This is a genomic window from Rhizobium sp. M1 (genome assembly GCF_002531805.1).
GTDB classification, from domain to species: Bacteria; Pseudomonadota; Alphaproteobacteria; order Rhizobiales; family Rhizobiaceae; genus Rhizobium; species Rhizobium etli_C.
This window is the reverse complement of the sequence record NZ_NWSW01000031.1, coordinates 39,132-63,817: the sequence shown is the minus strand read 5'-3', so window position 1 is coordinate 63,817 and position 24,686 is coordinate 39,132. Positions and strand designations below refer to the sequence as shown.

The window sequence follows — 24,686 nt, the reverse complement described above, 5'->3', positions numbered from 1 at the left end:
CGCGCCGCTACCACCAAATTCGGCGGCGAAAGCTCGCCGCCGACAAATAGGCGTTGCGCCGCCGTTCGCTTTCTTTAAAAACGAAAGCAGATCGAAAGGGGGCGCAGATGTTCTTGTCCGACCGACAGACTGAGATCGTGGCGATCGCGAAATCGAGCGGCAGGGTTCTGGTCGAGGAGCTTGCCTCCCGCTTCTCGGTGACGCCGCAGACCATCCGCAAGGATCTGAACGATCTCTGCGATGCGCAGGTGCTGACCCGCATCCATGGCGGCGCGACATTTCCGAGCGGAACCGAGAACGTCAAATACGAGGCCCGCCGCCAGATCGCCGCTTCGGAAAAACAGGCGATCGGCGTTGCGGCCGTCGAGCTGATCCCGAGCGGAGCCTCGCTCTTCATCAATATCGGCACGACGACCGAGGCAGTGGGTGAGGCGCTCGCCAATCATCATGAACTGATGGTGATCACCAATAATATCAACGTCGCCAACAGGTTGCGTCTCTTTCCGGCAATCGAGGTGGTGATCGCCGGCGGGGTCGTGCGCGGTTCGGACGGCGGCATCGTCGGTGAAGCGGCGGTCGATTTCATCCGCCAGTTCAAGGTCGATTATGCCGTGATCGGGGCTTCGGCGATCGATGTCGACGGCGCGCTTCTCGACTATGATTTTCGCGAGGTGAAGGTCGCGCAGGCGATCATCGCCAATGCCCGCCACGTCATTCTCGTTGCCGATTCGACGAAGTTCGAACGCACCGCGCCGGTTCGAATCGGCCAGTTGACCCAGGTTCATACCTTCATCACCGACCACTGTCCGGTGCCATCGATCCGAAATCTCTGCCTGGAAAACAATGTGAAGCTGATCGAAACGAGCAGCAGATCACGTTAGGCCGACCGGCCCACGCAAACATTCGTTTGACATTCGTATTTCTTTCGTTTTAACTAATGTCACTTTCGCAATCGCGCAAGTTTTGTGCGATGCGAAATCAGCAGCAGGCTCGGAGGGGCAATTGGGCCGGGAGATATACGACATTTTCGTCATTGGCGGCGGCATCAACGGCTGCGGCATCGCACGCGATGCCGTCGGGCGCGGCTATTCCGTGGCGCTGGCGGAAATGAACGATTTCGCTTCCGGCACCTCATCCGGCGCCACCAAGCTGATCCATGGCGGCCTGCGCTATCTCGAGCACTACGAATTCCGCCTGGTGCGTGAATCGCTGATGGAGCGCGAGATCCTCTGGGCAATGGCGCCGCACATCATCTGGCCCCTGCGCTTCGTATTGCCTTATCACAAGGGCGGTATTCGCCCGGCCTGGCTGATCCGGCTCGGCCTCTTCCTCTACGACCATCTCGGCGGCCGCAAGCTGCTGCCGGCGACGTCGGTGCTCGATATGCGCCGCGATCCGGCCGGCAAGCCGCTGAAGGCGCTGTTCACCAAGGCTTTCGAATATTCCGACGGCTGGGTCGACGATGCCCGCATGGTGGTGCTGAACGCCCGCGACGCCGCCGACAAGGGCGCGACCATCCTGCCGCGCACCAAAGTGGTCTCGGCAACGCGTGAGAACGGCCTGTGGCATATCGAGACGACCGATACCGTCACCGGCAGCAGCGACAGCCATCAGGCCCGCATGCTGGTCAATGCCGCCGGCCCATGGGTCGATCACGTCATCCGTTCCGCGTTCGGCCAGAACGAAGCCCACAATGTCCGCCTCGTCCAAGGCAGCCATATCGTCGTCAAGAAGAAGTTCGACGACCCCCGCGCCTATTTCTTCCAGAACCCGGACAATCGCATCATCTTCGCAATTCCCTATGAGGGCGACTACACCCTGATCGGCACAACCGACCGCGATTTCACCGCCGATCCCAGGGATATCAGGATCTCCGAGGAGGAGACGGTCTATCTCTGCAATGCGGCCTCGGAATATTTCAAGGAACCGGTCAAGCCGGATGATATCGTCTGGACCTATTCGGCGGTGCGGCCGCTTTATGACGACGGCGCCTCGAAGGCGCAGGAGGCGACGCGCGACTATGTGCTGAAGCTGGATGGCGAAGGGGCTGCCGCGCCGCTGCTCAACGTCTTCGGCGGCAAGCTCACCACCTATCGCCGGCTGTCCGAACATGCGTTGGAAAAGATCGGTGCGGCGATCGGCGTCAAAGGCGCCCCCTGGACGGCCAAGAGCCATCTGCCGGGCGGCAATTTCGCCGTCAAGGGCTATGAGACCGAGGTCGCCAAGCTGAAACGCCGTTACGCCTTCCTTGCCGATCCGCATGCGCGCCGGCTGGTGCGCCGCTACGGCACTCGGGCCGAGACCCTGCTCGGCGACGCCCGCGGCATCGAGGATCTCGGGCGGCTGTTCGGCGGCGATCTTTACGAAGCCGAAGTCAGATATCTCGTCGAACATGAATGGGCCCGGCACGCCGAAGACGTGCTGTGGAGGAGAACAAAGGATGGTCTGCGCCTTTCGAAGGAGCAGGCTCAGTCACTGGAGGAGTACATGGCTGCCATACCGGCGATGGCCGGATAAGGCGGCGTGTGATCCCCGCTGCGTGGAGGCACGGGAACAGGAATGCTGGAACTGCGAAACGCCGCCAAAATGGTGGGCGCGGACTATCACATCTATCCGACCGATCTGGTCCTCGAGCGCGGCACGCTGAACGTCCTGCTCGGGCCGACGCTGTCGGGCAAGACCTCGCTGATGCGGCTGATGGCCGGGCTCGACCGCCCGACCGCAGGCTCCGTCCATTTCGACGGCACTGATGTCACCGGCATGCCGGTGCAGAAGCGCAACGTCGCCATGGTCTACCAGCAGTTCATCAACTACCCGGCGCTGACCGTCTACGAGAACATCGCCTCACCGATGCGCATCTCGGGCAAGGATGCCGCCACGATCGACCGCGACGTGCGCAAGGCCGCCGAGCTTCTGAAGCTCACGCCCTATCTCGACCGCACGCCGCTCCACCTCTCCGGCGGCCAGCAGCAGCGCACCGCACTTGCCCGCGCCCTCGTCAAGAATGCCAGCCTGGTGCTGATGGACGAGCCGCTCGCCAATCTCGATTACAAGCTGCGCGAGGAACTGCGCGAGGAACTGCCGAAGATCTTTGCCCAGTCGGGCGCGATCTTCGTTTATGCCACCACCGAACCGTCCGAGGCGCTGCTGCTTGGCGGCAACACGGCAACGCTGAACGAAGGTCGGGTCACCCAGTTCGGGCCGACCATCGACGTCTATCGCCGCCCCGTCGATCTCGATAGCGCCGGCATCTTCGCCGATCCGCCGCTGAACACGCTCGACGTGATGAAATCGGGCGATATCTTCACGCGCCCGAGCGGGGCCACGCTTGCCGTCCCCTCGCATCTGGCCGCTGTGCCGGACGGTCCTGTCACCATCGCCTTTCACCCGCATCATCTCGGCCTCCAAGCCCAGACCGGCAATGCGGCCCGCCTGCAGGCGCGCACGCTGGTTTCCGAGATCACCGGTTCGGAGAGCTTCGTTCACCTGGAATATGACGGTGTGCGCTGGGTGATGTTGGCGCACGGCATTCACGACATCGATCCCGACATGGAGCTCGAGGCCTTTCTGGACACGCGCCACCTTTTGGCCTTCGGCGCCGATGGCCGCGCCATCGCCACGGTCGGCCACGCTGCCGCTGCAGCGGCAAAGGCATAGGAGAGCACAATGGCACGCATTACGCTCGACCATATCCGCCACGCCTACGGAGCCAATCCGCAGACGGAGAAGGATTATTCGTTGAAAGAAGTCGACCACGAATGGAACGACGGCGGCGCCTATGCGTTGCTCGGTCCTTCCGGCTGCGGCAAGACCACGCTGCTCAACATCATCTCGGGTCTGCTGCAGCCGTCGCACGGCCGCATCCTCTTCGACGGCAAGGATGTGACGAATCTCTCGACGCAGAGCCGCAACATTGCCCAGGTCTTCCAGTTTCCCGTCATCTACGACACGATGACCGTCTACGACAATCTCGCCTTCCCGTTGCGCAATCGCGGTGTGGCCGAGCCCGATGTCGACCGGCGCGTACGCGACATTCTCGAAATGATCGACCTTGCCGGCTGGGCCAAGCGCAAGGCGCAGGGGCTGACCGCCGACCAGAAGCAGAAGATCTCGCTCGGCCGCGGGCTGGTGCGCAACGACGTCAACGCCATCCTGTTCGACGAGCCGCTGACCGTCATCGATCCGCACATGAAATGGGTGCTGCGCTCGCAGCTGAAACGGCTGCACAAGCAGTTCGGCTTCACCATGGTCTATGTCACCCACGACCAGACCGAGGCGCTGACTTTCGCCGAGAAGGTCGTCGTCATGTATGACGGCCAGATCGTCCAGATCGGCACGCCGGCCGAACTCTTCGAGCGGCCGAGCCACACTTTCGTCGGTTATTTCATCGGTTCGCCGGGCATGAACGTCATGCCGGCAAAGATCGACGGCAGCGCCGTCAAGGTCGGAGACGAGGTGCTGACGCTGGATTATGCGCCGAATACCAATGGCGCGGTGAAGACCGAACTTGGCATTCGCCCCGAATTCATCCGCCTCGGGCGGGAGGGCATGCCTGTTACAATCAATAAGATCGAGGATATCGGCCGGCAGAAGATCGTGCGCGCCCGTTTCGCCGGCCAGCCGATCGCGATCGTTGTCTCTGAAGACGACGATATTCCCGCGGATGCCCGCGTCACCTTCGATCCGTCCGCCATCAGCATCTACGCCGACAGCTGGCGTGTCGGCAGGGAGGCCTGAGCCATGCAGAAGACTTGGAACAACAAAGCCTGGTTTCTGGTGCTGCCGGTGCTGCTGCTCGTGGCGTTTTCGGCCGTCATCCCGCTGATGACCGTCGTCAACTACTCGGTCCAGGATACGTTCGGCAACAACGAATTCTTCTGGGCCGGCACCGACTGGTTCATCCAGACGCTGCATTCCGACCGCTTCTGGGAAGCGCTGCAGCGCAATCTGCTGTTCTCCTTCATCATCCTGGCGCTGGAAATTCCGCTCGGGATCTTCATTGCGCTCAACATGCCGAAATCAGGGCCGGGCGTTCCCGTCTGCCTGGTGCTGATGGCGCTGCCGCTGCTCATTCCGTGGAATGTCGTCGGTACCATCTGGCAAGTTTTCGGGCGCGTCGATATCGGCCTGCTCGGCCATACCCTCGAAGCGATCGGCCTCGACTACAACTATGTCCGCGATCCGATCGATGCCTGGGTCACCGTCATCGTCATGGACGTCTGGCACTGGACGAGCCTCGTCGTGCTGCTCTGCTATGCCGGCCTCGTCTCGATTCCCGATGCCTATTATCAGGCCGCCAAGATCGACGGCGCCTCGCGCTGGTCCGTCTTCCGCTATATCCAGCTGCCGAAGATGAAGCGCGTGCTGCTGATCGCCGTGCTGCTGCGTTTCATGGACAGCTTCATGATCTATACCGAGCCCTTCGTCGTCACCGGCGGCGGCCCCGGCAACTCGACCACCTTCCTCTCCATCGACCTCGTGAAGATGGCGGTCGGCCAGTTCGATCTCGGCCCGGCAGCGGCGATGTCGATCATCTATTTCCTCATCATCCTGCTGCTTTCATGGGTGTTCTACACCGTGATGACCAGCAGCGACGCGAGCTAAGGGGAGGGCAATCATGACCAATAAATTCAAACCTGCAGGCAGCCTCTCCTGGCTCGTCCCGACGATCTACATCATCTTTTTGATCCTGCCGATCTACTGGCTCGTCAATATGAGCTTCAAGGAGAACGCCGAGATCACCGGCGCCTTCTCGCTCTGGCCGACGAACCCGACGCTGCGCAACTACACGGTCATCTTCACCGATCCGTCCTGGTATAACGGCTACATCAACTCGATCATCTACGTGGTGATGAACACGGTGATCTCGGTGGCTGCGGCGCTGCCGGCGGCTTACGCCTTCTCGCGCTACCGCTTCCTCGGCGACAAGCATCTGTTCTTCTGGCTGCTGACCAACCGCATGGCGCCGCCGGCGGTCTTCGCGCTGCCGTTCTTCCAGCTCTATTCGGCCTTTGGCCTGATCGATACGCATATCGCCGTGGCGCTTGCCCACTGCCTGTTCAACGTGCCGCTCGCCGTCTGGATCCTCGAAGGTTTCATGTCCGGCGTGCCGAAGGAGATCGACGAGACCGCCTATATCGACGGTTATTCCTTCCCGCGCTTCTTCATCAGGATCTTCATTCCGCTGATCGCAAGCGGCGTCGGCGTGGCGGCATTCTTCTGCTTCATGTTTTCCTGGGTCGAACTGCTGCTTGCCCGCACGCTGACGACGACGGCGGCAAAGCCGATTTCGGCGATCATGACGCGAACGGTTTCCGCCTCCGGCATGGACTGGGGCGTGCTGGCGGCGGCCGGCGTGCTCACCATCATTCCGGGCGCGCTCGTCATCTATTTCGTCCGCAACTACATCGCCAAGGGCTTCGCGCTCGGGCGCGTTTGAGGAGGAGACGGTCATGAATTTTTCCTGGATGGCCTGGACGCTGCCGACGGCGCTGTTCTTCCTGACGATCCTGGCGCTTCTGATCGCCATGAGCGTCTGGGAATATTTTTCGCCGGGCGGGTCGCCGCGCACAGGCGTGCTGCGCTTCGAGACGACGCGCGGCGACCGGCTCTTCGTTTCGCTGCTGGGCAGCGCTTTCATTCATCTTGCATGGCTTGGGCTCGCTGGGCCCAACCTGTGGTGGGCTCTTGCCATCTCCGTGGTCTACGCCATCGGCGTGTTCCGTTACGTGTGACGGCAAAGTGAAGACAGATGGCCGGGGGTTCTTGGCCGCCTGAGTATGTGACTGCAATCGCAAACCCTGGGAGGATATTATGCGACGGCACTTATTGACGACGACAGCAGGCTTGCTGCTGGCGATGACCGCATCGGCCTATGCCGGCATGGACGAGGCGAAGACCTTCCTCGACAAGGAAGTCGGCGATCTCTCGACGCTTCCCCGCGCTGACCAGGAAAAGGAAATGCAGTGGTTCGTCGATGCAGCGAAACCCTTCGCCGGCATGGACATCAAGGTCGTTTCCGAAACGATCGCGACACACGAATATGAATCCAAGGTGCTGGCCCCGGCCTTCACCGCCATCACCGGCATCAAGATCACCCACGACCTGATCGGCGAAGGCGACGTCGTCGAAAAGCTGCAGACGCAGATGCAGTCGGGCGAAAACATCTATGACGCCTATATCAACGATAGCGACCTGATCGGCACCCATTGGCGCTATCAGCAGGCCCGCTCGCTGACCGACTGGATGGCCAACGAAGGCAAGGATGTCACCAACCCGGGCATCGACATCGACGACTTCATCGGCAAGTCCTTCACCACGGCGCCTGACGGCAAGCTCTACCAGCTGCCCGACCAGCAGTTCGCGAACCTCTACTGGTTCCGTTACGACTGGTTCAACGACGAGAAGAACAAGGCCGACTTCAAGGCGAAGTACGGCTACGATCTCGGCGTGCCGGTCAACTGGTCGGCCTATGAGGACATCGCCGAGTTCTTCACCGGCCGCGAAGTCGACGGTAAGAAGGTCTATGGCCACATGGACTACGGCAAGAAGGATCCGTCGCTCGGCTGGCGCTTCACCGACGCCTGGCTGTCGATGGCCGGTAACGGCGACAAGGGCATCCCGAACGGCAAGCCCGTCGATGAATGGGGTATCAAGGTTGACGAGAACTCCCGTCCCGTCGGTTCGTGCGTCGCGCGCGGCGGCGATACCAACGGCCCTGCAGCAGTCTATTCCATCCAGAAATATCTGGACTGGATGAAGGCCTATGCACCGGCTGCCGCCCAGGGCATGACCTTCTCCGAATCCGGCCCGGTCCCCTCGCAGGGCGAAGTCGCCCAGCAGATGTTCACCTACACGGCCTTCACCGCCGACTTCGTCAAGGAAGGCCTGCCGGTCGTCAATGCGGACGGCACGCCGAAATGGCGTTTCGCGCCGAGCCCGCATGGCGTCTACTGGAAGGACGGCATGAAGCTCGGCTATCAGGACGCCGGCTCGTGGACGCTGATGAAGTCCACGCCCGACGATCGCGCCAAGGCGGCCTGGCTCTATGCCCAGTTCGTGACGTCGAAGACCGTCGACGTGAAGAAGAGCCATGTCGGCTTGACCTTCATCCGCCAGTCGACGCTTGATCATAAGTCCTTCACCGACCGCGCGCCGAAGCTCGGCGGCCTCGTCGAATTCTACCGTTCGCCGGCCCGCCTGCAGTGGTCGCCGACCGGTACGAACGTTCCCGACTATCCGAAGCTCGCACAGCTTTGGTGGCAGGCGATCGGCGACGCCTCTTCCGGCGCCAAGACGGCGCAGGAGGCGATGGACTCGCTGTGCTCAGAGCAGGAAAAGGTGCTCCAGCGCCTCGAACGCGCCAAGGTCCAGGGCGACATCGGCCCGAAGCTCGCCGAAGAGCATGATCTCGCTTATTGGAACGCCGATGCGGTGAAGAAGGGCAACCTCGCTCCGCAGCTGAAGATCGAGAACGAGAAGGACAAGCCGCTCACCGTCAACTACGACGAACTCGTCAAGAGCTGGCAGAAGAAGTAAGGCGGACCAGGCCGGAGGCAACGAGGCCTCCGGCCATCCCTTCCTGCCACCGGCGACAAGCCGGTGGCACCCACAATCTATCTCTCATGAAACATCCGCGTCCTGCCGATCGCCGGCAGGCGGAGCGATCTCGTGCGAGCCGGAGACGGATATGAGCGGCTATATTCTTTCGATCGATCAGGGCACGACGTCCTCGCGTGCGATCATCTTCGACGGCGACATGAAAATGGCAGGCTCCGCTCAGGCGGAGATCACGCAATATTATCCGCAGCCTGGTTGGGTGGAGCACGATGCCGCGGAAATCTGGCGCTCCGTCGTCGACACAGCGCGCAAGGCGATCGCCGATGCCGGTCTTAAGGCTGTCGACATAGCCGCGATCGGTATCACCAATCAGCGCGAGACGGTGGTTGTCTGGGATCGACGGTCGGGCGCTCCGCTTCACCGCGCGATCGTCTGGCAGGACCGGCGCACCGCCGAAATGTGCGAGAGCCTGAAAGCCGATGGGTATGAGAAGCTGTTTTCCGCCAAAACCGGCCTGTTGCTCGACCCCTATTTCTCCGGCACCAAGCTGCGCTGGCTGCTCGACAATGTCGGCGGCTTGCGGGAGAAGGCGGAAGCGGGCGATGTCTGCTTCGGCACGATCGACAGCTGGCTGATCTACAATCTGACGGGCGGCCGTGTGCACGCCACCGATGCGACCAACGCGTCGCGAACGCTGCTCTACAATATCGATGACGGCGCATGGGACGAGGAGCTTCTCGGCATTCTCCGTATTCCCACAGCGATGCTGCCGGAGGTCAGGGAATGCGCCGATGATTTCGGCCGTGTCGACAAGGCTCTGTTCGGCGCCGAGCTTCCGATCCTCGGGGTCGCCGGCGACCAGCAGGCGGCGGCCGTGGGCAATGCCTGCTTCGAGCCCGGCATGATGAAATCCACATATGGCACCGGCTGTTTCGCTCTGCTCAACACCGGCCGGGACCGCGTTTCCTCCTCCAACCGGATGCTGACGACCATCGCCTGCCGGCTCGACGGCGAGACGTCCTATGCGCTCGAGGGCTCGATTTTTATCGCCGGTGCGGCCGTGCAATGGCTGCGTGACGGCCTCGGCATCATCGAGCAGGCGTCAGAGGCGGGGGTGCTTGCCGCCAAGGCCGATCCCGGACAGCAGGTCTATATCGTTCCGGCCTTCACCGGTCTCGGCGCCCCCTATTGGGATCCGGCCGCGCGCGGCGCGATTTTCGGCCTGACGCGAAACAGCGGACCGGCGGAATTTGCCCGCGCCGTGCTCGAATCCGTCGCCTATCAGACGCTCGACCTGCTGGTGGCGATGAAGAAGGACTGGGGTGTCAACCAGCTGGAAACCGTGCTGCGCGTCGACGGCGGCATGGCGGCTTCGGACTGGACGATGCAGTGCCTGGCCGACATGACCGGAAACCCGGTTGACCGCTCGGCGATCCGCGAGACGACGGCACTTGGTGCCGCCTGGCTTGCCGGCTCGAAGGCCGGCATCTGGCCGGGCAAGCATGAATTTGCCAAGGCCTGGGCCTGCGACCGCCGCTTCAATCCTTTGATGGCGGAGGGCGAGCGGCAGGCCAAGATCATCGGCTGGAAGAATGCTGTGTCGCGGATGATCTCGGATACCGCGGCGGGGTAGCGACAGCCAGGTCACTGAACCGTTGAATAGAAACTCAGGCGCAGCCCACAGTCTTCTTTCGTTGAAATTGCGGCCAATGTCGCCAACACCTATGGGCTTCTCGAAGCCAACATAGGCCCGGTTGTTCAAAGGCCACGCAAATTTGACCAGAATCGCTCCTGAGTCGCCGAGCCGACGCCTTGCCGGCGGATGGCGAGGACGTTCAGGCTGACCTCTGTGGGTTTCCTGTCAATGATGCAGAGTTCGTTCTGTTCTATCTCGCGGACTGCGGCGCTTTCCGGCAGCCAGCCAATGCCCTTTCCTGCGAGGATCATGCGCTTGATGGCTTCTGACATCGAGTTCTCGTAGGTTGCACGGAAACTCGATCCTGCCTTCTGCATGTCGAGCATGAGTTGACTCTGTACCTTTCCGAGAAAGCAGTCGGATGAATAGGCGACCAGGGGTATGTCCTTGTTTTTCGGCCAGCTTGCCGGGTCGATGATCGGATTTCCTTCCTGATCGGCCTTGCTGACAAGGTAGAACGGATCGATCCGGATGATTTTGGACGCAAACTGTCCGGTCTGCAGCACTGGCGGGCCGAGTTCGTGGGAGTAGCAAAAGGCGATGTCACAGCGGCCGAGCGCAAGCGACTCCACGCAGTCGTAGAAGTCCGTCGCATGCATACGGGTGATGAAGGGGCCAGTGCGTTCCTCGATCGCCGTCAGCAGATCGGGAAAGATGCTGAGCGCGATCGTGTGGAGCGCGCTGAAGGTGACCGCCTCGATACCGGCGCGCGCTTGCTGCCGGCATTCATCCCGAACCCGGTAGATTTCGCGCATCAGTTCGCGGCTGGACTCAAGAAACGTCTCACCGGCGCCGGTCAACCTGACCGGATAGGAGCTGCGGTCGATCAGTTCCGTGCCGATCCAGTTCTCCAGTGCCCGGATGCGGCGGCTAAAGGCTGGCTGGGTGACATGGCGGGCGGCGGCCGCGGTGGAGAAATTCCGGACCGCGGCGAGTTCCATGAAGTCTTCGAGCCAGTTCAATTCCATTGCGCACCCTCATGCAATTTTTGCATAACCTAGAGGAAAACGGCATTTGCCACAATGCGGCCTGCCTGCCACGTTGCCCATCAAGGACGGGAAACACCGCCCGCGAGAATGCCTTTTCAGAAGAACATAGAGGGTGAACGAAGCATGCGAACGATTACGAATATCCTGACCTCCGCGGTATTGGTCTGCTCGACCGCGCTCGCCGGCGTGGCGCCGGCCTATGCGGCCTCCTGCGTCAACGAAACCTGGGGCAAGATCAAGGAGCGCGGCAAGATCGTCGTCGGCATCAAGTCGGACGCCAAGCCCTGGGGCTTCATCGACACGGACGGCAAGCTGGTCGGCATGGAAGCGGACATGGCAGAGGAAGTGGCGCACACGATCGGCGTCGAGCTCGAACTCGTCGGCGTTCAGTCCTCCAACCGCATGCAGTTCCTCGAACAGGGCAAGATCGATTTGATGATCGCAACGATGAGCGATCGCAAGGACCGCCGCGACATCGTCGGCGTGGTGCTGCCGAACTACTATACGTCAGGCACGAATATCATGGCGCCCAAGGCGCTCGGCATCAAGGAGTGGTCGCAGCTCAAGGACAAGCCCGTTTGCGGCCTGCAGGGCTCGTTCCACAACAAGGCGATCGAAGAGCACTACGGCGCCAAGATCATCGCCTTCGACAACAACGCTGCGGCCAAGCAGGGGTTGCGCGACAAGAAGTGCATGGCCTGGGTGTTCGATGATTCCTCGATCGCCGCCGATCTCGCTTCCGGTGACTATGCCGATTACGAAATGCCGCTCAAGACCGAAAACGACAATCCCTGGGCGCTTGCTGTGCCGCTTGCCGAGCGCGAATGCGTCTTCGGCCGCTTCATGTCCGGCATGGAGTTCAATTGGCTCCAGTCCGGCCGCCTGATGGAGCTGGAGAAGAAATGGGGCATCCAGGAAAGCGCTTTCCTGAGTGGTCAGAAGGAACGCTTCAGGGACTGGCTGGCCAAGTAGGCCGCCTCCTGACGTGCTGCCCCGGCCATTCCCCAATGGCCGGCGGCTTTCCTGATGCCTTGCGGATCCGAACACCATGATCGAAATCGTCCAGAGCTTCTTTAGGGAGCTGGCGCAGACCCATCCGAAGTGGAATTTCATCTTCTTCTACGAGCCGTCGCAATGGGCGCGTTTCGTCGGCGGTCTTGCCGTGACGGTCGAGCTTTCGGTGGCGTGCGTCGCGCTGAGCCTCATCATCGGCATATTGGGTGCCTGGGCGCAGGGTGCGCCGTCGCCTTTCGTGCGCTGGCTGACGCAGGGCTATATTCAGCTCTTCCGCAACACACCGCCGATGATCCAGCTTCTGTTCTTCTATTTTGCGCTCGGCCAGTTCACTCCGACGATCACCGGGACTGACGGCTGGACCGAAGAGCCTGTCATCTCGAATATCGGCTGGGCGATCGTTTCGCTTTCCTTCTTCGCCGGCGCCTTCAACGTCGAAATCTTCCGGGCCGGTATCGAAGCCATTCCGCAGACGACGAAGGAGGCCTGCGAGGCGCTCGGCATGAACCGGCTGCAGACTTATGCCTATGTCGTGCTGCCGCTTGCCCTTCGCGTGAGCTTGCCGGCGCTCAACAACAACCTGGTCAATCTCGTGAAGACGACGACGCAGGCCATCGCCATTGCGGTGCCGGAACTGCTCTATCAGATGGTCTCGATCTGGAACGACTACGCCTCGGCGCAGAATGCCGCGATGACGGTCCTGTTCGTCTCGTACATTCTTCTCGTCGGCGCACTGGCTCTTGCGATGAACCGCTGGGAGCGCGCGCTCCGCATTCCAGGCTTTGGGGGAGGGCGATAATGTCCGGTTTCACGAATCACTCCCTCCACAACGGTCAAACCGATCTTCCTGTGCTCCTGCCGCCGAAGCCGCTGGAAACCGATATGCTCGGCCTGTCCCGCTGGCTCGACTCGATGCCCGGCTGGACGCTTCCCGTGCTTGCAGCCGTCATGCTTCTCTGGCCGGCGCATGCCCTCGCGCAAACCACTTATAGCGGCCAGCATGTCTTCGCCATCCTGGTGAAATGGATGCCCCTCCTCCTCACCAAGGGCTTCGTCCTGAATATCCTCATCAGCTTTCTGACGATGGTGTTCGGTACGATTGCCGGCGTCTTTCTCGGGCTCGGGCGGGTATCGCGAAACAAAGCCGTGCGCTTCTTCTCGTGGCTCACGGTCCAGCTCTTTCGCAACTCGCCCTGGCTGGTGCTGCTCTTCGTCGTCATGCTGTCGCTCCCCTTCGAAGTGCGGATCGGCGGAGCGATCGTTCCGGTTCCGGACTGGATGAAGGCGGTATTCGGGCTCAGCTTGCCGGTCATGGCCAATATCGCCGAGATCGTCCGGGGCGCCATCGGGTCGGTTCCGAGCGGCCAGTGGGAAGCTGCGGAATCGCTCGCCTTCAGCCGCACCCAAACGCTCTGGCAGATCATCCTGCCGCAATGCTTCAAGCGGATGATCCCGCCGTGGATGAACTGGTACGCCATCATGACCATGGCCACTCCCCTGGTCTCCCTGCTCGGCGTGACGGAAATCATCGCGCTCACCCGCCAGGCCATGGAGGCGGAAGGCAACCATCCCTCTCTGCTGGTTCCCTTCTACGGCTTCGCGCTGATCGTCTTCTTTGCCTATTGCTACCCCATCGCCCGCCTGACGCTGTCGCTCGAGAAGCGCTTCGCAGTGAAACTCTGAAGGAACTGCCCATGAGCGACAACACTCCCTGGACCGCCGAACAGCCGATCGTGTCGATCAAAGACGTCCGCAAATCCTACGGCGATTTCGAAGTGCTCAAAGGCATTTCGCTCGATATCATGAAAGGCGACGTGGTCTGCATCATCGGCCCCTCGGGGTCGGGTAAGTCGACCCTCATCCGCTGCATCAATGCGCTTGCAGATATCCACGACGGCTCGATCAAGGTCGAGGGACAGGAGGTCCACGATCCGAAGCTCGACAAGCTGGCGCTGCGGCGCAAGGTCGGCATGGTCTTCCAGCAATACAACCTCTTTCCGCACAAGACGGCGCTCGAGAATGTGATGATGGCGCCCGTCAAGGTGCTCGGCCAGCCGAAACGGGAGGTGGAAGTCCGCGCCCGTGCGCTCCTCAGGAAGGTGCGACTGGAGGGAAAGGAAAACGCCTATCCCGGCGAGTTGTCCGGCGGCCAGCAGCAACGCGTGGCGATCGCCCGTTCGCTCGCCATGCAGCCCGATGTGATGTTGTTCGACGAAGTCACGGCGGCGCTCGATCCCGAAACGGTCAAGGAAGTGCTGATCACCATCAAGGAACTCGCGGCCGAGGGCATGACCTGTATCTTGGTCACCCATGAAATGGGCTTTGCCCGCGAAGTCGCCGACCACATCTATTTCACAGATCGCGGCGTGATCGTCGAGCATGGTCCGCCTGCGAGCTTCTTCGACAATGCCCAGGACCCGCGCACGAAAGCCTTTCTCGGGCAAATCCTTTGAGGCCGCACGACGATGGTGGAGATGCGCAATTTTCCGTCGCCAACCAGTCTTCGCGGTGGAACCAGACTACGGTCGGCGGCAGCGTCGCTCGTCTATGGGGCCAAAGAGCCGAATGAATGCTGGGGAGTGTCATGACCGGGCTTTCGCTTTATGTCACCGAAAACCGTTTCCCCGTCGCCGGCGCTTTCGCTCTGGCGCGCGGGGCGCGGTCTGAAATCCGCGTCGTGACCGTTGAACTCCGCGATGGTGATGTTTGCGGCCGCGGCGAATCCAGACCTTGGGTGCGCGGCGGCGAGACCGTCGAGAATGTGGTCGAAGCCATCCAGTCGATCCGACCGGACTTGCGCCACGGGCTGGACCGGAATGCGTTGCAACTGCGTCTGCCGCCCGGCGCTGCACGCAATGCGCTTGATTGTGCGTTCTGGGACCTCGAGGCGAAGAAAAAGGGCGTTCGGGCGTGGCAGTTGGCCGGGCTTGCGCCGCCTGTGCGCTTGAACACGGCCTACACGCTATCCCTTGCCGCGCCGGATGTCCTCCGGAAAGCGGCGGCCAGGAATGCGCATCGCCCGCTCATAAAGGTTCAGCTGGGTTCGGAAACGGATCTGGCGCGTATCGAAGCCGTGCGTGCCGCTGCTCCGCACTCGACGTTGATCGCCGATGCCAACGGGAGTTGCACTATCGAACGATATCTCGATCTCGCACCGGCATTTATCCGGCTCGGAGTCGTCATGGTGGAGCAGCCTCTGCCTGCCGGTGCGGACCATGGCCTGGGAGAGATCGAGCGCCCGCTCCCGGTCTGTGCGGACGACAGCTGCCGTGACCGGCTTTCCCTGGAAGAACTGAATGGCAAGTATGACGCCATCAACATAAAGCTCGACAAAACCGGCGGGCTCACCGAGGCGCTGGAGCTCAAGCGGGAAGCCCTGGCGGCTGGTTTTGACATCATGGTCGGCTGCACCCTCGGTACCTCGCTTGCCATGGCGCCGGCCTTCCTGCTTGCGCAGGACGCCAGATATGTCGATCTCGACGGCCCGCTCCTGCTGGCAAGGGACCGCGACACGCCAATTCACTACGAAGGCTCGCTGATGGAGCCGCCACCTGCATCTTTATGGGGTTGATCTCATGCGCCAAGTCTATGTCAACGGGAACTATCTGCCTGAAACCGAAGCTCGGGTTTCGGTCTTCGATCGGGGCTTTCTGTTTGCCGACGGAGTCTATGAAGTAACACTCGTGCTCGACGGCAAGCTCGTCGATTTTGCCGGCCATATGCGCCGCCTGCGCCGGTCGCTCGGCGAGCTCGGCATGGCTTTCGCACTCAGCGATGAGGAATTGCTCGATATCCACCGCGAACTGATCCGCCAGAACGATATCGTGGAGGGTCTGGTCTATCTGCAGGTGACGCGCGGAGCCGCCGACCGCGATTTTCTCTTCCCTGCCAAGGAGACGCCGAACACCGTCGTGCTCTTCACGCAGAAGAAATCGCTCGTCGACAGCCCGCTCGCCGAACGCGGGCAGCATGTCGTCACTGTGGAGGACATGCGGTGGCGGCGCTGCGATATCAAGACCGTGCAGCTTCTCTACCCTTCAATGGCCAAGATGGAGGCCAAATCACGCGGTGCCGACGATGCCTGGCTCGTGAAGGATGGTTTCGTGACCGAGGGATCGTCGAACAACGCCTATATCGTCACCCCGGAAGGGACGATCGTGACGAGGGATCTCTCGACCGACATCCTGCATGGGATCACGCGGGAGGTCGTTCTGCAATGCGCGCTGGATCTTCAACTGAAGATCGAGGAGCGTCCCTTTACCGTTGAGGAAGCCGAGAATGCCACCGAGGCTTTCTCGACCTCCGCATCCGGCCTGGTGAGCCCGGTTGTCAAAATCAACGGGCGGATTGTCGGTCTGGGAAAACCGGGTTCGACGGCGGCCCGGCTTCGGCAAATCTATATCGAGCGAAGCCGTGCATCGGCGATCTGACAGCCGCGCGAAAACACCGGGCATCTCGAAGGATTATCGAAGGAAAACATAAAAATCATCGTTCTCGGCGCTGGAATTATCGGCGTCGCAACGGCTTACCATCTCGCCAGAGAAGCGCATGAAGTGACCGTGGTCGATCGCCCGCCCGGTTCCGCGCTGGAAACCAGCTTCACCAATGCTGGGGAAATATCCTTCGGCTACTGTCCGCGCTGGGCGGTTCCGGGGATTCCGGTCAAGGCGCTCAAGTGGATGATGATGAAGCACGCCCCGCTCATCCGTGCGAACGGATGGTCCGCTCCGGAAACAAATCAAAATAGGGCAAATTGCTCGCCAGAAAAGGGGCGTGGCATTCACGCCTCCTACCGCGGCGAGCGCGCCATCAGCCGGGCATAGGCGATGGCTGAGAGCATGTTGACGTGATTGGCCTTGCCGGTGCCGGCGATGTCGAAAGCGGTGCCGTGGTCGACCGAGACGCGGTCGATCGGCAGGCCGAGCGAGACGTTGACCGCCGTTTCGAAGGCAACGAGCTTGATCGGGATGTGGCCCTGATCGTGATATTGGGCGATGACGAGGTCGAAGGCGCCATTATAGGCGCGGGCGAAGACCGTATCGGCGGAGATCGGGCCGACGACGTCGATGCCCTTGGCCTGGGCCTGCTCGACCGCCGGCGCCAGGAATTCCATGTCCTCGGTGCCGAACAGGCCGTTTTCGCCGCAATGCGGATTGAGGCCGGCAACCGCGATGCGCGCCTTTTTGCCGAGACGCAGGAAATGATTGTGGCCGGCTTCGATGGTGGCGAGTACCCGCTCGGTCTTGGCGCGCTCGATCGCGCCCTTCAGCGAGATATGGGTCGAGACATGGATGGTGTTCAGCCGCTCGGAAGCAAGCAGCATGAAGGAGCTTTTCGAGCCGGTGAGATGGGCGAGAAGTCCGGTATGGCCGTCATGGTGATGGCCGGCAAGGTTCATCGCCTCCTTGTTGATCGGCGCGGTGACGATGACATCGGCTTGTCCTGATATGGCGAGATCGACGGCACGGGTGATGTAGCGCACCGAGGCATCGCCGGCGATGGGGCTGACCTTGCCGATCTCGGGCAGGGCCGCGCCGAGCGGAACTTCATCGACGGCGATCCTGTCATCGCCGGGGGCATCGGCAGGCCCGAATTTCAGGCCGGTGCCACTGACGCGGTCGGCGCGTTCCAGCGCTTCGACATTGCCGATGATGACGAAATCGCGGCGCTCGTCGCTCGGAAGAGCCGCCAGGGCCTTGACGATCACCTCTGGGCCGACGCCGGCGGGATCACCGAGCGTGACGGCGACTTTCGCATTCCTGTCCATCATCAAAGTCCCTTCTGAAAACCGTGCCGCCTAAAAGGCGGCTGCGTAAATCGAGCGAATGTCGGCGCGGGTGAGGTCACGCGGATTGTTGTCGAGCAGGCGCCGGATGGCAAAAGCGTCGTCGGCCATGGCGTCGAGATCGCTTTCCGGTACGCCGAGCCCGGACAGTTTCATCTCGATGCCGAGTTCGGCGCAGAAAGCGTAGGCCGCATCGAACACGGATGCAGTGTTTTCCGAGGTTTGACGCCCAAGCGCTGCCATCACCGCTTTCGTCTTCTCCGGTGCGGCCGGCGTGTTGAAGGCGAGCACATGCGGGAAGATCAGCGCATTGGCCGCACCATGCGCCACATGCCAGCGCGTGCCGAGCGGATAGGCGAGCGCATGGCCGCCGGCGGTGTTGACGGGGCCGAGGCAGAAGCCGCCATAGAGCGAGGCGAGCGACAGGCCGGCGCGCGCTTCGGCGTCGTCGCCGTCCCTGACGGCGCGGGCGAGATATTTGCCGACCAGCCGCGTTCCCTCGATCGCGTAGATATCGACCATCGGATGAGCCTTGCGATTGGTGAAGGCCTCGACGCAATGGGCCATGGCGTCGACGCCGGTGGCGGCCGTGGTGCGGGCCGGCACGCTGAAGGTCAGGGCCGGATCGATGACGGCGATGTCGGCCAGCATATGCAGGCTTTCGACGGCAAGCTTGGCCATCGTCCTGGGGTCGGTGACGAGCGCGCGGATGCCGGCCTCGCTGCCGGTGCCCGATGTCGTCGGCACCTGGGCGAGCGCTGCCTTGCGCGGTCCTTGCACCTTGTTCGGGCCGACGACGTCATGCAGCGTCTGCGCCGAGCCGGCAAGAACGGCGGCAAGCTTTGCCAGATCCATGGCGCTGCCGCCGCCGAAGCCGACGATCAGCTCGGCGTCGGCGCCGTTCGCCGCCGCCAGGACTTTTTCGAGGTTGGCCGTATCCGGCTCGGGCGTCACCTCGGCAAAGACCGTCACCTCGCCCTTTAATTCCAGCAGGTCGATGCGCGAGGCATTGAAAGCGTCGGAGATGACAAGCGTGCGCCTATAGCCCTTTTCGGCGGCCCATTTGCCGAGCTTTGCCGCCGTGCCGATGCCGAATTCGATCAGATGCGGCCGAATGATCGTGATTGGCGAATCCAAGCTGGCCATGAACCAGTCCTCCTGCAAGATCTTGCGGCAATAGTGTTAACCCATTTATTGTAAAGTTGTAAGATCAATGTCAAGCCAGCATTCCCGGCTAGGGGATATTTTATTGCCGACCGTGCCGAAAAACAGATTTCAGCGGATCGAAATGTGCCAGTATAAGCTTAAAAATCAAATATTTATGATGTTGTTGGATGGGGTGGGCAGTGAAAGGGCCAGCCGCCATCATGTCGGTGGCGGAGAGCCCAAATCTGTTGTCAAATCCTCGGCGTGACCGGCCAATCTCTCTGTGTCCCGCATCCTCTCACGCCGGATCGGACAAGCAGATTTACAATTTCAGGCCGGCATCTTGCTTACGGCAGCGCTTGCGGGGCGAGCCGCACATATTTGATGGCGCGCCGGTAATAGGTGTAGGCGACATGGAGCGTGCCATCGCTGCCCTCAATGACCGAGGGGTAGGAGAATTCGCGGTTCAGCGAATCCTTGGAATTGTTGCTGAGGCAGAAGCCGTCGCCCGTATCGAGATCCATGCGATGCGGGAAGGTCCTGCCGCCATCCCTCGAGATCGCCAGGCTGAGCGGCGCGCGCGGAACACCCCAGACCGCCTTGCGGCCGGTATCGGCAACGATAGCAGCGCTCTCTCCAGCCTCGTCCCCCTCGATTTCGTCGTAGAGAGACTGGCGTCGCGCATCCGACATCGTCGCATTCGAATGGTTGTAAACCATTGCAATCCCTCCATCATCCAGAACGGTGGCCTGGATCGAGGAATTGTTGTTCGGCAGTTCGGTCGGCTCTGGCGGGCTCCACGTTTCGCCGCCATCCGCCGATCGGCTCGACAGTATGGTTTCGGCGAAACGATTGCGGTAGAAGGCGATCATCTCGTCGCCGCCAAGCGACAGGATGTTCATGTGCACGGCGCCGATGCTGTCCGAAATATCGACCATTTGCCAGTTCGCGCCGCCGTCGCGCGAGATCAGCACCGCTGCCGTATCGGCATCGCCGCTCCAGCGTTGGCCCGCAAGGCCGACGCAGCGGAAGATCGGCAGCAGCCAGTCGCCCCGGTCGTTGACGACGATCTGTTGGCGAACGAAGGTACCGGGGCTGTCGCAGAGGATTCGGACCGGGCCGAATGTCTTGCCGCCGTCATCGGATATCCGGCATTTGACAATCGAGCCATCCTGGTTGCCGGAGGTCTGCGATGTGTAGAGCAGCCATATCTTTCCGTCCGGAGCGTTGAAAATCAATGGGTTCTGCTCGGATTTCTCAGGATCGTCGCTCATCTTTTCTGCTTCCGACCAGCGATCGGAGCCCGGGGCCAGCCGCGACATGTAAATCGAGATGTCGCCCATGCCCTCCATCGTGCCGCCGAACCAGACGCAGGTCAGCGTCCCGTCGGGCAGAAAGGCGAGATTTGCTGCATGGTTCTGAATGCAGGGCGAGGGCAGGTAGGCATCGGCGCGGCCTGCGACAGAGGGGTGAGGGGTGACGGTCCCGGTCATCAGAGCGGGCACGGCTTCCGGAGGCAGGCCGGTAAATGTCATGGCGGATCTCCTCAAGGCAGTTTGGCGTAGCTATCGGCGAGTGCGGCATAATCCGCCTCGGCGAGCGGCATCAGCGGCGCGCGCGTGCGCTTCCAGGCGGGATTGCCCGTCTTCAGCCCGACCATTGCCTTGATGGTCGGGATCTGGACGTAGGAGTTGGAAAGCGTGCGATAGGCGTTGATGCGCGCCTGCGCCGCCTCGACATCGGCGCTGCGCGCCTCGTCATGAACATGGTCGTAAACGGTGCGGAGCGAATCCGCCACCAGATTGGAGGTGGCGGTGATGCAGCCGGCGCCGCCGGCCTTCATGAGCGGCAGCAGCAGCGGATCGGCGCCGGCCAGGACAGAAAAGCCGGGATGAGCGGCGATGATGGCCTGCATGTTGTTGAAATCGCCGGCCGATTCCTTGATGCCGACGACGGTTTCCGGGAAGGCCGCAATCAGCCGGCCGATCAGCGGAATGGACAGCGGAATGCCCGAAACCTGCGGGATATGATAAAGGATGACCCGCAGGCGGGTGTCGGCGACCTTTTCCAGCACTTGCGAATAGGCAGCGAAGAGGCCGTCGTCGGAGACGCCCTTGTAATAAAAGGGCGGCAGCATCACCACCTTGGTGACACCGAGCGACAACGCGTGCCGTGTCAGTTCCACGGTCTCCGGAATGGCGACGACGCCGGTGCCCGGCAAAAGCCTGTCGGCCGGAATGCCGGCCTTCACAGCCGCTTCCAGAATGGCGCGCCGCTCGCTACCGGAGAAGGAATTGGCCTCACCGGTCGTGCCGAGCAGGGCCACGCCGTGACATCCCTCGGCCAGCAGCTGCCGGCAATGGTCGGTGAAAAGCGCGAAATCCGGCGTGTCGTCAGCCGTCAGCGGCGTTGCGGCCGCGCTGAAGACGCCGGTGATCCTGTGATGGCTCATTTCTCCTCCTTCGGTGCGTCCTGGCTTGGCGATCCGTGTCCGAACCGCGCGACTGCGCCCGATTGTCATGCATCTGTCTGCGATGGAGTGCTAAGAACTTTTCCATTGCGGCGCTTTTGTCAAGAAGACAAAATGGCTTGACGTGAAGCAGAAAATTTATCTTGTTGTAATTATTGTTCTTTTTTTAGAGATAAATTTTGTTCTAGTGAAAATCATGATTTTTTGTTGACATATTTACAATAACGAGAGAACGATAGGCGACGGATTGTGCTGCGCCTGGCAGCGCAGGGAGAGCGCTGCCGATTTCACCTGGGAGGAATGCCATGTCTTTTGATCAATCGGATAAAACCAATCTATCGCGCCGCAACGCGCTGAAGCTCGGCCTTGCCGCCGGCGTCGGGCTGACCGTCTTCGGGATGAATGCCCGCATCGTGCTCGCCGACGAAGGCCAGGTCCTGAAGGTCGCCCATCCGGCCTTCGACCAGGATTGGTCGCCGTTGCGCGGCGGCGGCAGAACGTTCCGCTGGAACTCGATCTGGTGGGCTTCGCCGATGTATTTCGACAGTCAGGGCAATATCAAGCCCTACGTCTTCACCAGCTGGGAATCGGCCGACAACACAGTCTGGACCTTCAAGATCGACCCGAAGGCCGTCTTCTCCGACGGCAGCAAGATCACCTCGGCCGACGTCAAGGGATCGTGGGAAGTCGCCTCGATGCCGAACACCAAGAGCCAGCGCGCCGACCAGGTACTGAGCAAGGTCAAAGGCTACGCCGAAATCGCCGCCGGCTCGGGCAACGAGCTCACCGGTGTCGCGACACCAGACGAGGGGACCGTCGTCGTGACGCTGGCCGCCGCCGATCCGATCTTCTTCATGCGCCTCGCCAACCACATCGCACCGATCACCAAGGCGTCGCAGTCGCGCGGCAGCGACGGCGAGGAGATCATCGACTGGTACAAGCCGGAGAACAATCCGGTCTTCTCCGGCCCCTTCAAGCTGACGAGCATCGATATCGATGCCGGCAAGATCACCTTCGAGCCGAATGAGAACTTCTTTGGGCAGAAGCCGAAGCTTGCCCGCATCGACATCACCTCGATCGAGGACAATGTCACCGCCACGTCGCTGATCAAGTCGGGCGAGTTCAACGCCCATACCGAGCTCGTCACCTCGACGATCATCCAGGATCTCGGCCCGGAATTCTCGGCCGGCCCGCTGATCCCGACCAGCCAGCACTTCTGGTTCAACATCTCCCGCGCGCCGATGGACGATCCGAAGGTCCGCCAGGCACTGATCATGGCGGTCGACCGCGACGGCCTGTTCAAGGCGTCCTACCCGGATGGGCCGCACAAGAAGGCCGACCAGATCCTCAATTCGGTTCCCGGCGCCGACAATTCCGGCTTCGAGGCCTTTCCCTATGATCCGGCAGCCGCAAAGAAGCTGCTTGCCGAATCGAGCTATGGCGGGCCCGAGCGCCTGCCGAAGATCCTGTTCGTCGGCATTTCGGCGCCGGCCATTCAGGCCGCCGCCCAGTTCATCGCCGAGCAGTGGCGCCAGAACCTCGGCATCACTGCCGTCGACATGAAGCCGCAGCAAGACTCCTATGCCGGTCCGGATCAAAACTCGGTCCAGATCTTCCGCGACGACGTCGGCACCCGTGTCCCGGACGCCGTTTCCTATCTCACGGGCAGCATCGCCTCGACCTCGTCGAACGCGCAGAACAAGCTCGGCGGATACAAGAACGACAAGGTCGACAGCGCCCTTGCCGAAGCGGCGACCAAGGCTGCGGATGATCCGCAGCGCGTTGCTCTCGCCCAGGAAGCCCAGAAGGCGTTCCGCGAGGATTGGGCCTTCATTCCATGGTATTCTCAGGCGATGTCGCGCTGGGCCACCAAGGAGGTCACGGGACTCGAGAAGAACCTCGACTGGCAGATCGCCGAACCCTGGAACATCTCCATCGGCTGATTGGGAATTATCGTTCCTGGCAATAAGCGCGCGAAGGCTGCAAGGCCTTCGCGCAAGTTTCAAGACGAAGAGATGCGATCTGCCTTGCTTTAGACGGACCGCATCGAACAACAGGTGGGAGGTGGCCTTGCTGCGCTACGTGCTAACCCGGTTTGCCATCTGGATTCCGTCCGTTCTGGTGGTGATGCTGGCCGTTTACGCGCTGGCCTTCTATGGCGCCGGCGATCCGATCAAGCTGATCTTCCTGCGCGCGCCGGGCGACGTCGCCTATAATCCGCAGCGCATCGAAGCCATCCGTGAAAGTGCCGGCCTCAACAGGCCCTTCATCGAGCAGTTCGGCCTTTACATCTGGAACCTGCTGCACGGCCAGTTCGGCAATTCGCTGACGTCGGGCCGCGCCGTCTGGGCGATGGTCTCGGCCGCCGCACCCGTCTCCTTCCAGCTTGCCCTCTGTTCCATCATTCTGACGGCCCTCGTCGCAATCCCGCTCGGCATGATCGCCGCGCTGAACCAGAATTCCCGCCTGGACTACGCCATTCTCGGCTCGGCGCTCTTCCTCTGGGCGATCCCGGCCTATGTCGCCGGGCCGCTGCTGATGGTCGGCCTGATCGTGCTCTTGCCCGGTGCCAGCGTGCCCTATGGCTGGGGCGGCATTCTCGATGTCCGCATCCTGCTGCCGCTGCTCGTGCTGTCCTTCCAGCCGATCGCTTTGATCGTGCGTCAGACCCGGGCCGCCGTCATCGAGGTGCTGTCGGAGGATTTCGTCCGCACCGCCCGGGCCAAGGGCGTGCCGGAGATCATCGTGGCGCTGCGCCATATCCTGCGGCCGGTGCTGACCCCTGTCGTCACGCAGCTCGGCCTGATCATGATCACCATCGTCAACGGCGCGATCTTCGTCGAACTGGTCTTCGGCCTGCCGGGGCTCGGACGCCTGACGGTGCAGGCGCTGATCAATTCCGACTATCCCGTCATCCTGGCCATCACGCTGATCGGATCGTTCCTGGTGATGGTCTCGAACCTGCTGGTTGACGTGCTCTATCCGCTGCTCGACCCCCGCGCCAATGATTCAAGAAGGAGCCGCTGA

Annotated in this window: 22 protein-coding genes and 1 pseudogene; 18 read left to right on the top strand and 5 right to left on the bottom strand. The window is 61.6% G+C overall.

Annotated features, from left to right (window positions below; genetic code table 11):
- Positions 1-107: 107 nt before the first annotated feature.
- From CO655_RS25710 to glpK, 9 genes are all read left to right on the top strand, one after another.
- Positions 108-881 (top strand): DeoR/GlpR family DNA-binding transcription regulator, encoded by a 774-nt coding sequence (locus CO655_RS25710; RefSeq protein ID WP_097607530.1) that lies wholly within the window; start codon positions 108-110, stop codon positions 879-881.
- Positions 882-1,002: 121 nt separating this feature from the next.
- Complete coding sequence (gene glpD / locus CO655_RS25705; protein WP_097667313.1) at positions 1,003-2,517, top strand: glycerol-3-phosphate dehydrogenase; 1,515 nt, start codon at positions 1,003-1,005, stop codon at positions 2,515-2,517.
- Between the two features lie 42 nt (positions 2,518-2,559).
- Positions 2,560-3,657: an ABC transporter ATP-binding protein gene (locus CO655_RS25700; protein ID WP_097667312.1), complete on the top strand. Its 1,098-nt coding sequence runs from the start codon at positions 2,560-2,562 to the stop codon at positions 3,655-3,657.
- 9 nt (positions 3,658-3,666) lie between these two features.
- On the top strand, positions 3,667-4,737 hold the full coding sequence (locus CO655_RS25695; protein ID WP_097607527.1) for an ABC transporter ATP-binding protein: 1,071 nt from the start codon (positions 3,667-3,669) through the stop codon (positions 4,735-4,737).
- Positions 4,738-4,740: 3 nt separating this feature from the next.
- A complete protein-coding gene (locus CO655_RS25690) occupies positions 4,741-5,604 on the top strand; it encodes a sugar ABC transporter permease (protein WP_088678084.1) in 864 nt (287 codons plus the stop codon).
- A 13-nt stretch (positions 5,605-5,617) separates the two neighbouring features.
- Positions 5,618-6,439 (top strand): carbohydrate ABC transporter permease, encoded by an 822-nt coding sequence (locus CO655_RS25685; protein ID WP_010027958.1) that lies wholly within the window; start codon positions 5,618-5,620, stop codon positions 6,437-6,439.
- A 13-nt stretch (positions 6,440-6,452) separates the two neighbouring features.
- Positions 6,453-6,734 (top strand): DUF2160 domain-containing protein, encoded by a 282-nt coding sequence (locus CO655_RS25680; RefSeq protein WP_097607526.1) that lies wholly within the window; start codon positions 6,453-6,455, stop codon positions 6,732-6,734.
- A gap of 79 nt (positions 6,735-6,813) precedes the next feature.
- Positions 6,814-8,538 (top strand): ABC transporter substrate-binding protein, encoded by a 1,725-nt coding sequence (locus tag CO655_RS25675; RefSeq protein ID WP_097607525.1) that lies wholly within the window; start codon positions 6,814-6,816, stop codon positions 8,536-8,538.
- Between the two features lie 151 nt (positions 8,539-8,689).
- Complete coding sequence (gene glpK, locus CO655_RS25670) at positions 8,690-10,192, top strand: glycerol kinase GlpK (protein ID WP_097667311.1); 1,503 nt, start codon at positions 8,690-8,692, stop codon at positions 10,190-10,192.
- 125 nt (positions 10,193-10,317) lie between these two features.
- Here glpK and CO655_RS25665 read toward each other — a convergent pair whose 3' ends face one another.
- Entirely contained in the window at positions 10,318-11,217 is a 900-nt protein-coding gene (locus CO655_RS25665) for a LysR family transcriptional regulator (protein ID WP_176539303.1), read from the bottom strand.
- Positions 11,218-11,367: 150 nt separating this feature from the next.
- Here CO655_RS25665 and CO655_RS25660 point away from each other — a divergent pair, with 150 nt between their 5' ends.
- The 7 genes and pseudogenes from CO655_RS25660 to CO655_RS25630 all read left to right on the top strand — a co-directional run.
- Entirely contained in the window at positions 11,368-12,216 is an 849-nt protein-coding gene (locus CO655_RS25660; RefSeq protein ID WP_097667309.1) for a transporter substrate-binding domain-containing protein, read from the top strand.
- Between the two features lie 76 nt (positions 12,217-12,292).
- A complete protein-coding gene (locus CO655_RS25655) occupies positions 12,293-13,057 on the top strand; it encodes an amino acid ABC transporter permease (RefSeq protein WP_097667308.1) in 765 nt (254 codons plus the stop codon).
- On the top strand, positions 13,057-13,941 hold the full coding sequence (locus CO655_RS25650) for an amino acid ABC transporter permease (RefSeq protein ID WP_097667307.1): 885 nt from the start codon (positions 13,057-13,059) through the stop codon (positions 13,939-13,941). Before CO655_RS25655 ends, CO655_RS25650 begins: the two co-directional genes overlap by 1 nt.
- Before the next feature lie 11 nt (positions 13,942-13,952).
- A complete protein-coding gene (locus tag CO655_RS25645) occupies positions 13,953-14,711 on the top strand; it encodes an amino acid ABC transporter ATP-binding protein (RefSeq protein WP_097667306.1) in 759 nt (252 codons plus the stop codon).
- Between the two features lie 131 nt (positions 14,712-14,842).
- Complete coding sequence (gene dgcA, locus CO655_RS25640; RefSeq protein WP_097667305.1) at positions 14,843-15,829, top strand: N-acetyl-D-Glu racemase DgcA; 987 nt, start codon at positions 14,843-14,845, stop codon at positions 15,827-15,829.
- 4 nt (positions 15,830-15,833) lie between these two features.
- Entirely contained in the window at positions 15,834-16,688 is an 855-nt protein-coding gene (locus CO655_RS25635) for a D-amino-acid transaminase (protein WP_097667304.1), read from the top strand.
- A 48-nt stretch (positions 16,689-16,736) separates the two neighbouring features.
- Positions 16,737-16,964 (top strand): annotated as a pseudogene (locus CO655_RS25630) (FAD-dependent oxidoreductase); the annotation flags it as partial.
- Positions 16,965-17,047: 83 nt separating this feature from the next.
- Here CO655_RS25630 and pdxA read toward each other — a convergent pair.
- From pdxA to CO655_RS25610, 4 genes are all read right to left on the bottom strand, one after another.
- Positions 17,048-18,025, bottom strand: a complete 978-nt coding sequence (gene pdxA, locus CO655_RS25625) for a 4-hydroxythreonine-4-phosphate dehydrogenase PdxA (RefSeq protein WP_097667321.1) — start codon at positions 18,023-18,025, stop codon at positions 17,048-17,050.
- A gap of 30 nt (positions 18,026-18,055) precedes the next feature.
- Positions 18,056-19,189: an iron-containing alcohol dehydrogenase gene (locus tag CO655_RS25620; RefSeq protein ID WP_097667302.1), complete on the bottom strand. Its 1,134-nt coding sequence runs from the start codon at positions 19,187-19,189 to the stop codon at positions 18,056-18,058.
- 347 nt (positions 19,190-19,536) lie between these two features.
- Positions 19,537-20,724, bottom strand: coding sequence for an exo-alpha-sialidase (locus tag CO655_RS25615; RefSeq protein WP_097607521.1), 1,188 nt, complete (start codon positions 20,722-20,724; stop codon positions 19,537-19,539).
- An 11-nt stretch (positions 20,725-20,735) separates the two neighbouring features.
- Positions 20,736-21,641: a dihydrodipicolinate synthase family protein gene (locus tag CO655_RS25610; RefSeq protein ID WP_097667301.1), complete on the bottom strand. Its 906-nt coding sequence runs from the start codon at positions 21,639-21,641 to the stop codon at positions 20,736-20,738.
- A gap of 323 nt (positions 21,642-21,964) precedes the next feature.
- Here CO655_RS25610 and CO655_RS25605 point away from each other — a divergent pair, with 323 nt between their 5' ends.
- Both CO655_RS25605 and CO655_RS25600 read left to right on the top strand, forming a co-directional pair.
- A complete protein-coding gene (locus CO655_RS25605) occupies positions 21,965-23,602 on the top strand; it encodes an ABC transporter substrate-binding protein (protein ID WP_097607519.1) in 1,638 nt (545 codons plus the stop codon).
- A gap of 127 nt (positions 23,603-23,729) precedes the next feature.
- A complete protein-coding gene (locus tag CO655_RS25600; protein WP_097607518.1) occupies positions 23,730-24,686 on the top strand; it encodes an ABC transporter permease in 957 nt (318 codons plus the stop codon).

Excerpts from the sequence above, each read along its gene's own strand:
- dgcA (WP_097667305.1), top strand. The coding sequence starts at position 14,843 with ATGACCGGGCTTTCGCTTTATGTCACCGAAAACCGTTTCCCCGTCGCC.
- CO655_RS25605 (WP_097607519.1), top strand. The coding sequence starts at position 21,965 with ATGTCTTTTGATCAATCGGATAAAACCAATCTATCGCGCCGCAACGCG.
- CO655_RS25675 (WP_097607525.1), top strand. The coding sequence starts at position 6,814 with ATGCGACGGCACTTATTGACGACGACAGCAGGCTTGCTGCTGGCGATG.
- CO655_RS25615 (WP_097607521.1), bottom strand. The coding sequence starts at position 20,724 with ATGACATTTACCGGCCTGCCTCCGGAAGCCGTGCCCGCTCTGATGACC.
- CO655_RS25645 (WP_097667306.1), top strand. The coding sequence starts at position 13,953 with ATGAGCGACAACACTCCCTGGACCGCCGAACAGCCGATCGTGTCGATC.
- glpK (WP_097667311.1), top strand. The coding sequence starts at position 8,690 with ATGAGCGGCTATATTCTTTCGATCGATCAGGGCACGACGTCCTCGCGT.
- CO655_RS25710 (WP_097607530.1), top strand. The coding sequence starts at position 108 with ATGTTCTTGTCCGACCGACAGACTGAGATCGTGGCGATCGCGAAATCG.
- CO655_RS25620 (WP_097667302.1), bottom strand. The coding sequence starts at position 19,189 with ATGGCCAGCTTGGATTCGCCAATCACGATCATTCGGCCGCATCTGATC.
- CO655_RS25660 (WP_097667309.1), top strand. The coding sequence starts at position 11,368 with ATGCGAACGATTACGAATATCCTGACCTCCGCGGTATTGGTCTGCTCG.
- CO655_RS25610 (WP_097667301.1), bottom strand. The coding sequence starts at position 21,641 with ATGAGCCATCACAGGATCACCGGCGTCTTCAGCGCGGCCGCAACGCCG.
- pdxA (WP_097667321.1), bottom strand. The coding sequence starts at position 18,025 with ATGGACAGGAATGCGAAAGTCGCCGTCACGCTCGGTGATCCCGCCGGC.
- CO655_RS25655 (WP_097667308.1), top strand. The coding sequence starts at position 12,293 with ATGATCGAAATCGTCCAGAGCTTCTTTAGGGAGCTGGCGCAGACCCAT.
- CO655_RS25635 (WP_097667304.1), top strand. The coding sequence starts at position 15,834 with ATGCGCCAAGTCTATGTCAACGGGAACTATCTGCCTGAAACCGAAGCT.
- CO655_RS25650 (WP_097667307.1), top strand. The coding sequence starts at position 13,057 with ATGTCCGGTTTCACGAATCACTCCCTCCACAACGGTCAAACCGATCTT.
- CO655_RS25680 (WP_097607526.1), top strand. The coding sequence starts at position 6,453 with ATGAATTTTTCCTGGATGGCCTGGACGCTGCCGACGGCGCTGTTCTTC.
- CO655_RS25700 (WP_097667312.1), top strand. The coding sequence starts at position 2,560 with ATGCTGGAACTGCGAAACGCCGCCAAAATGGTGGGCGCGGACTATCAC.
- CO655_RS25690 (WP_088678084.1), top strand. The coding sequence starts at position 4,741 with ATGCAGAAGACTTGGAACAACAAAGCCTGGTTTCTGGTGCTGCCGGTG.
- CO655_RS25685 (WP_010027958.1), top strand. The coding sequence starts at position 5,618 with ATGACCAATAAATTCAAACCTGCAGGCAGCCTCTCCTGGCTCGTCCCG.
- CO655_RS25695 (WP_097607527.1), top strand. The coding sequence starts at position 3,667 with ATGGCACGCATTACGCTCGACCATATCCGCCACGCCTACGGAGCCAAT.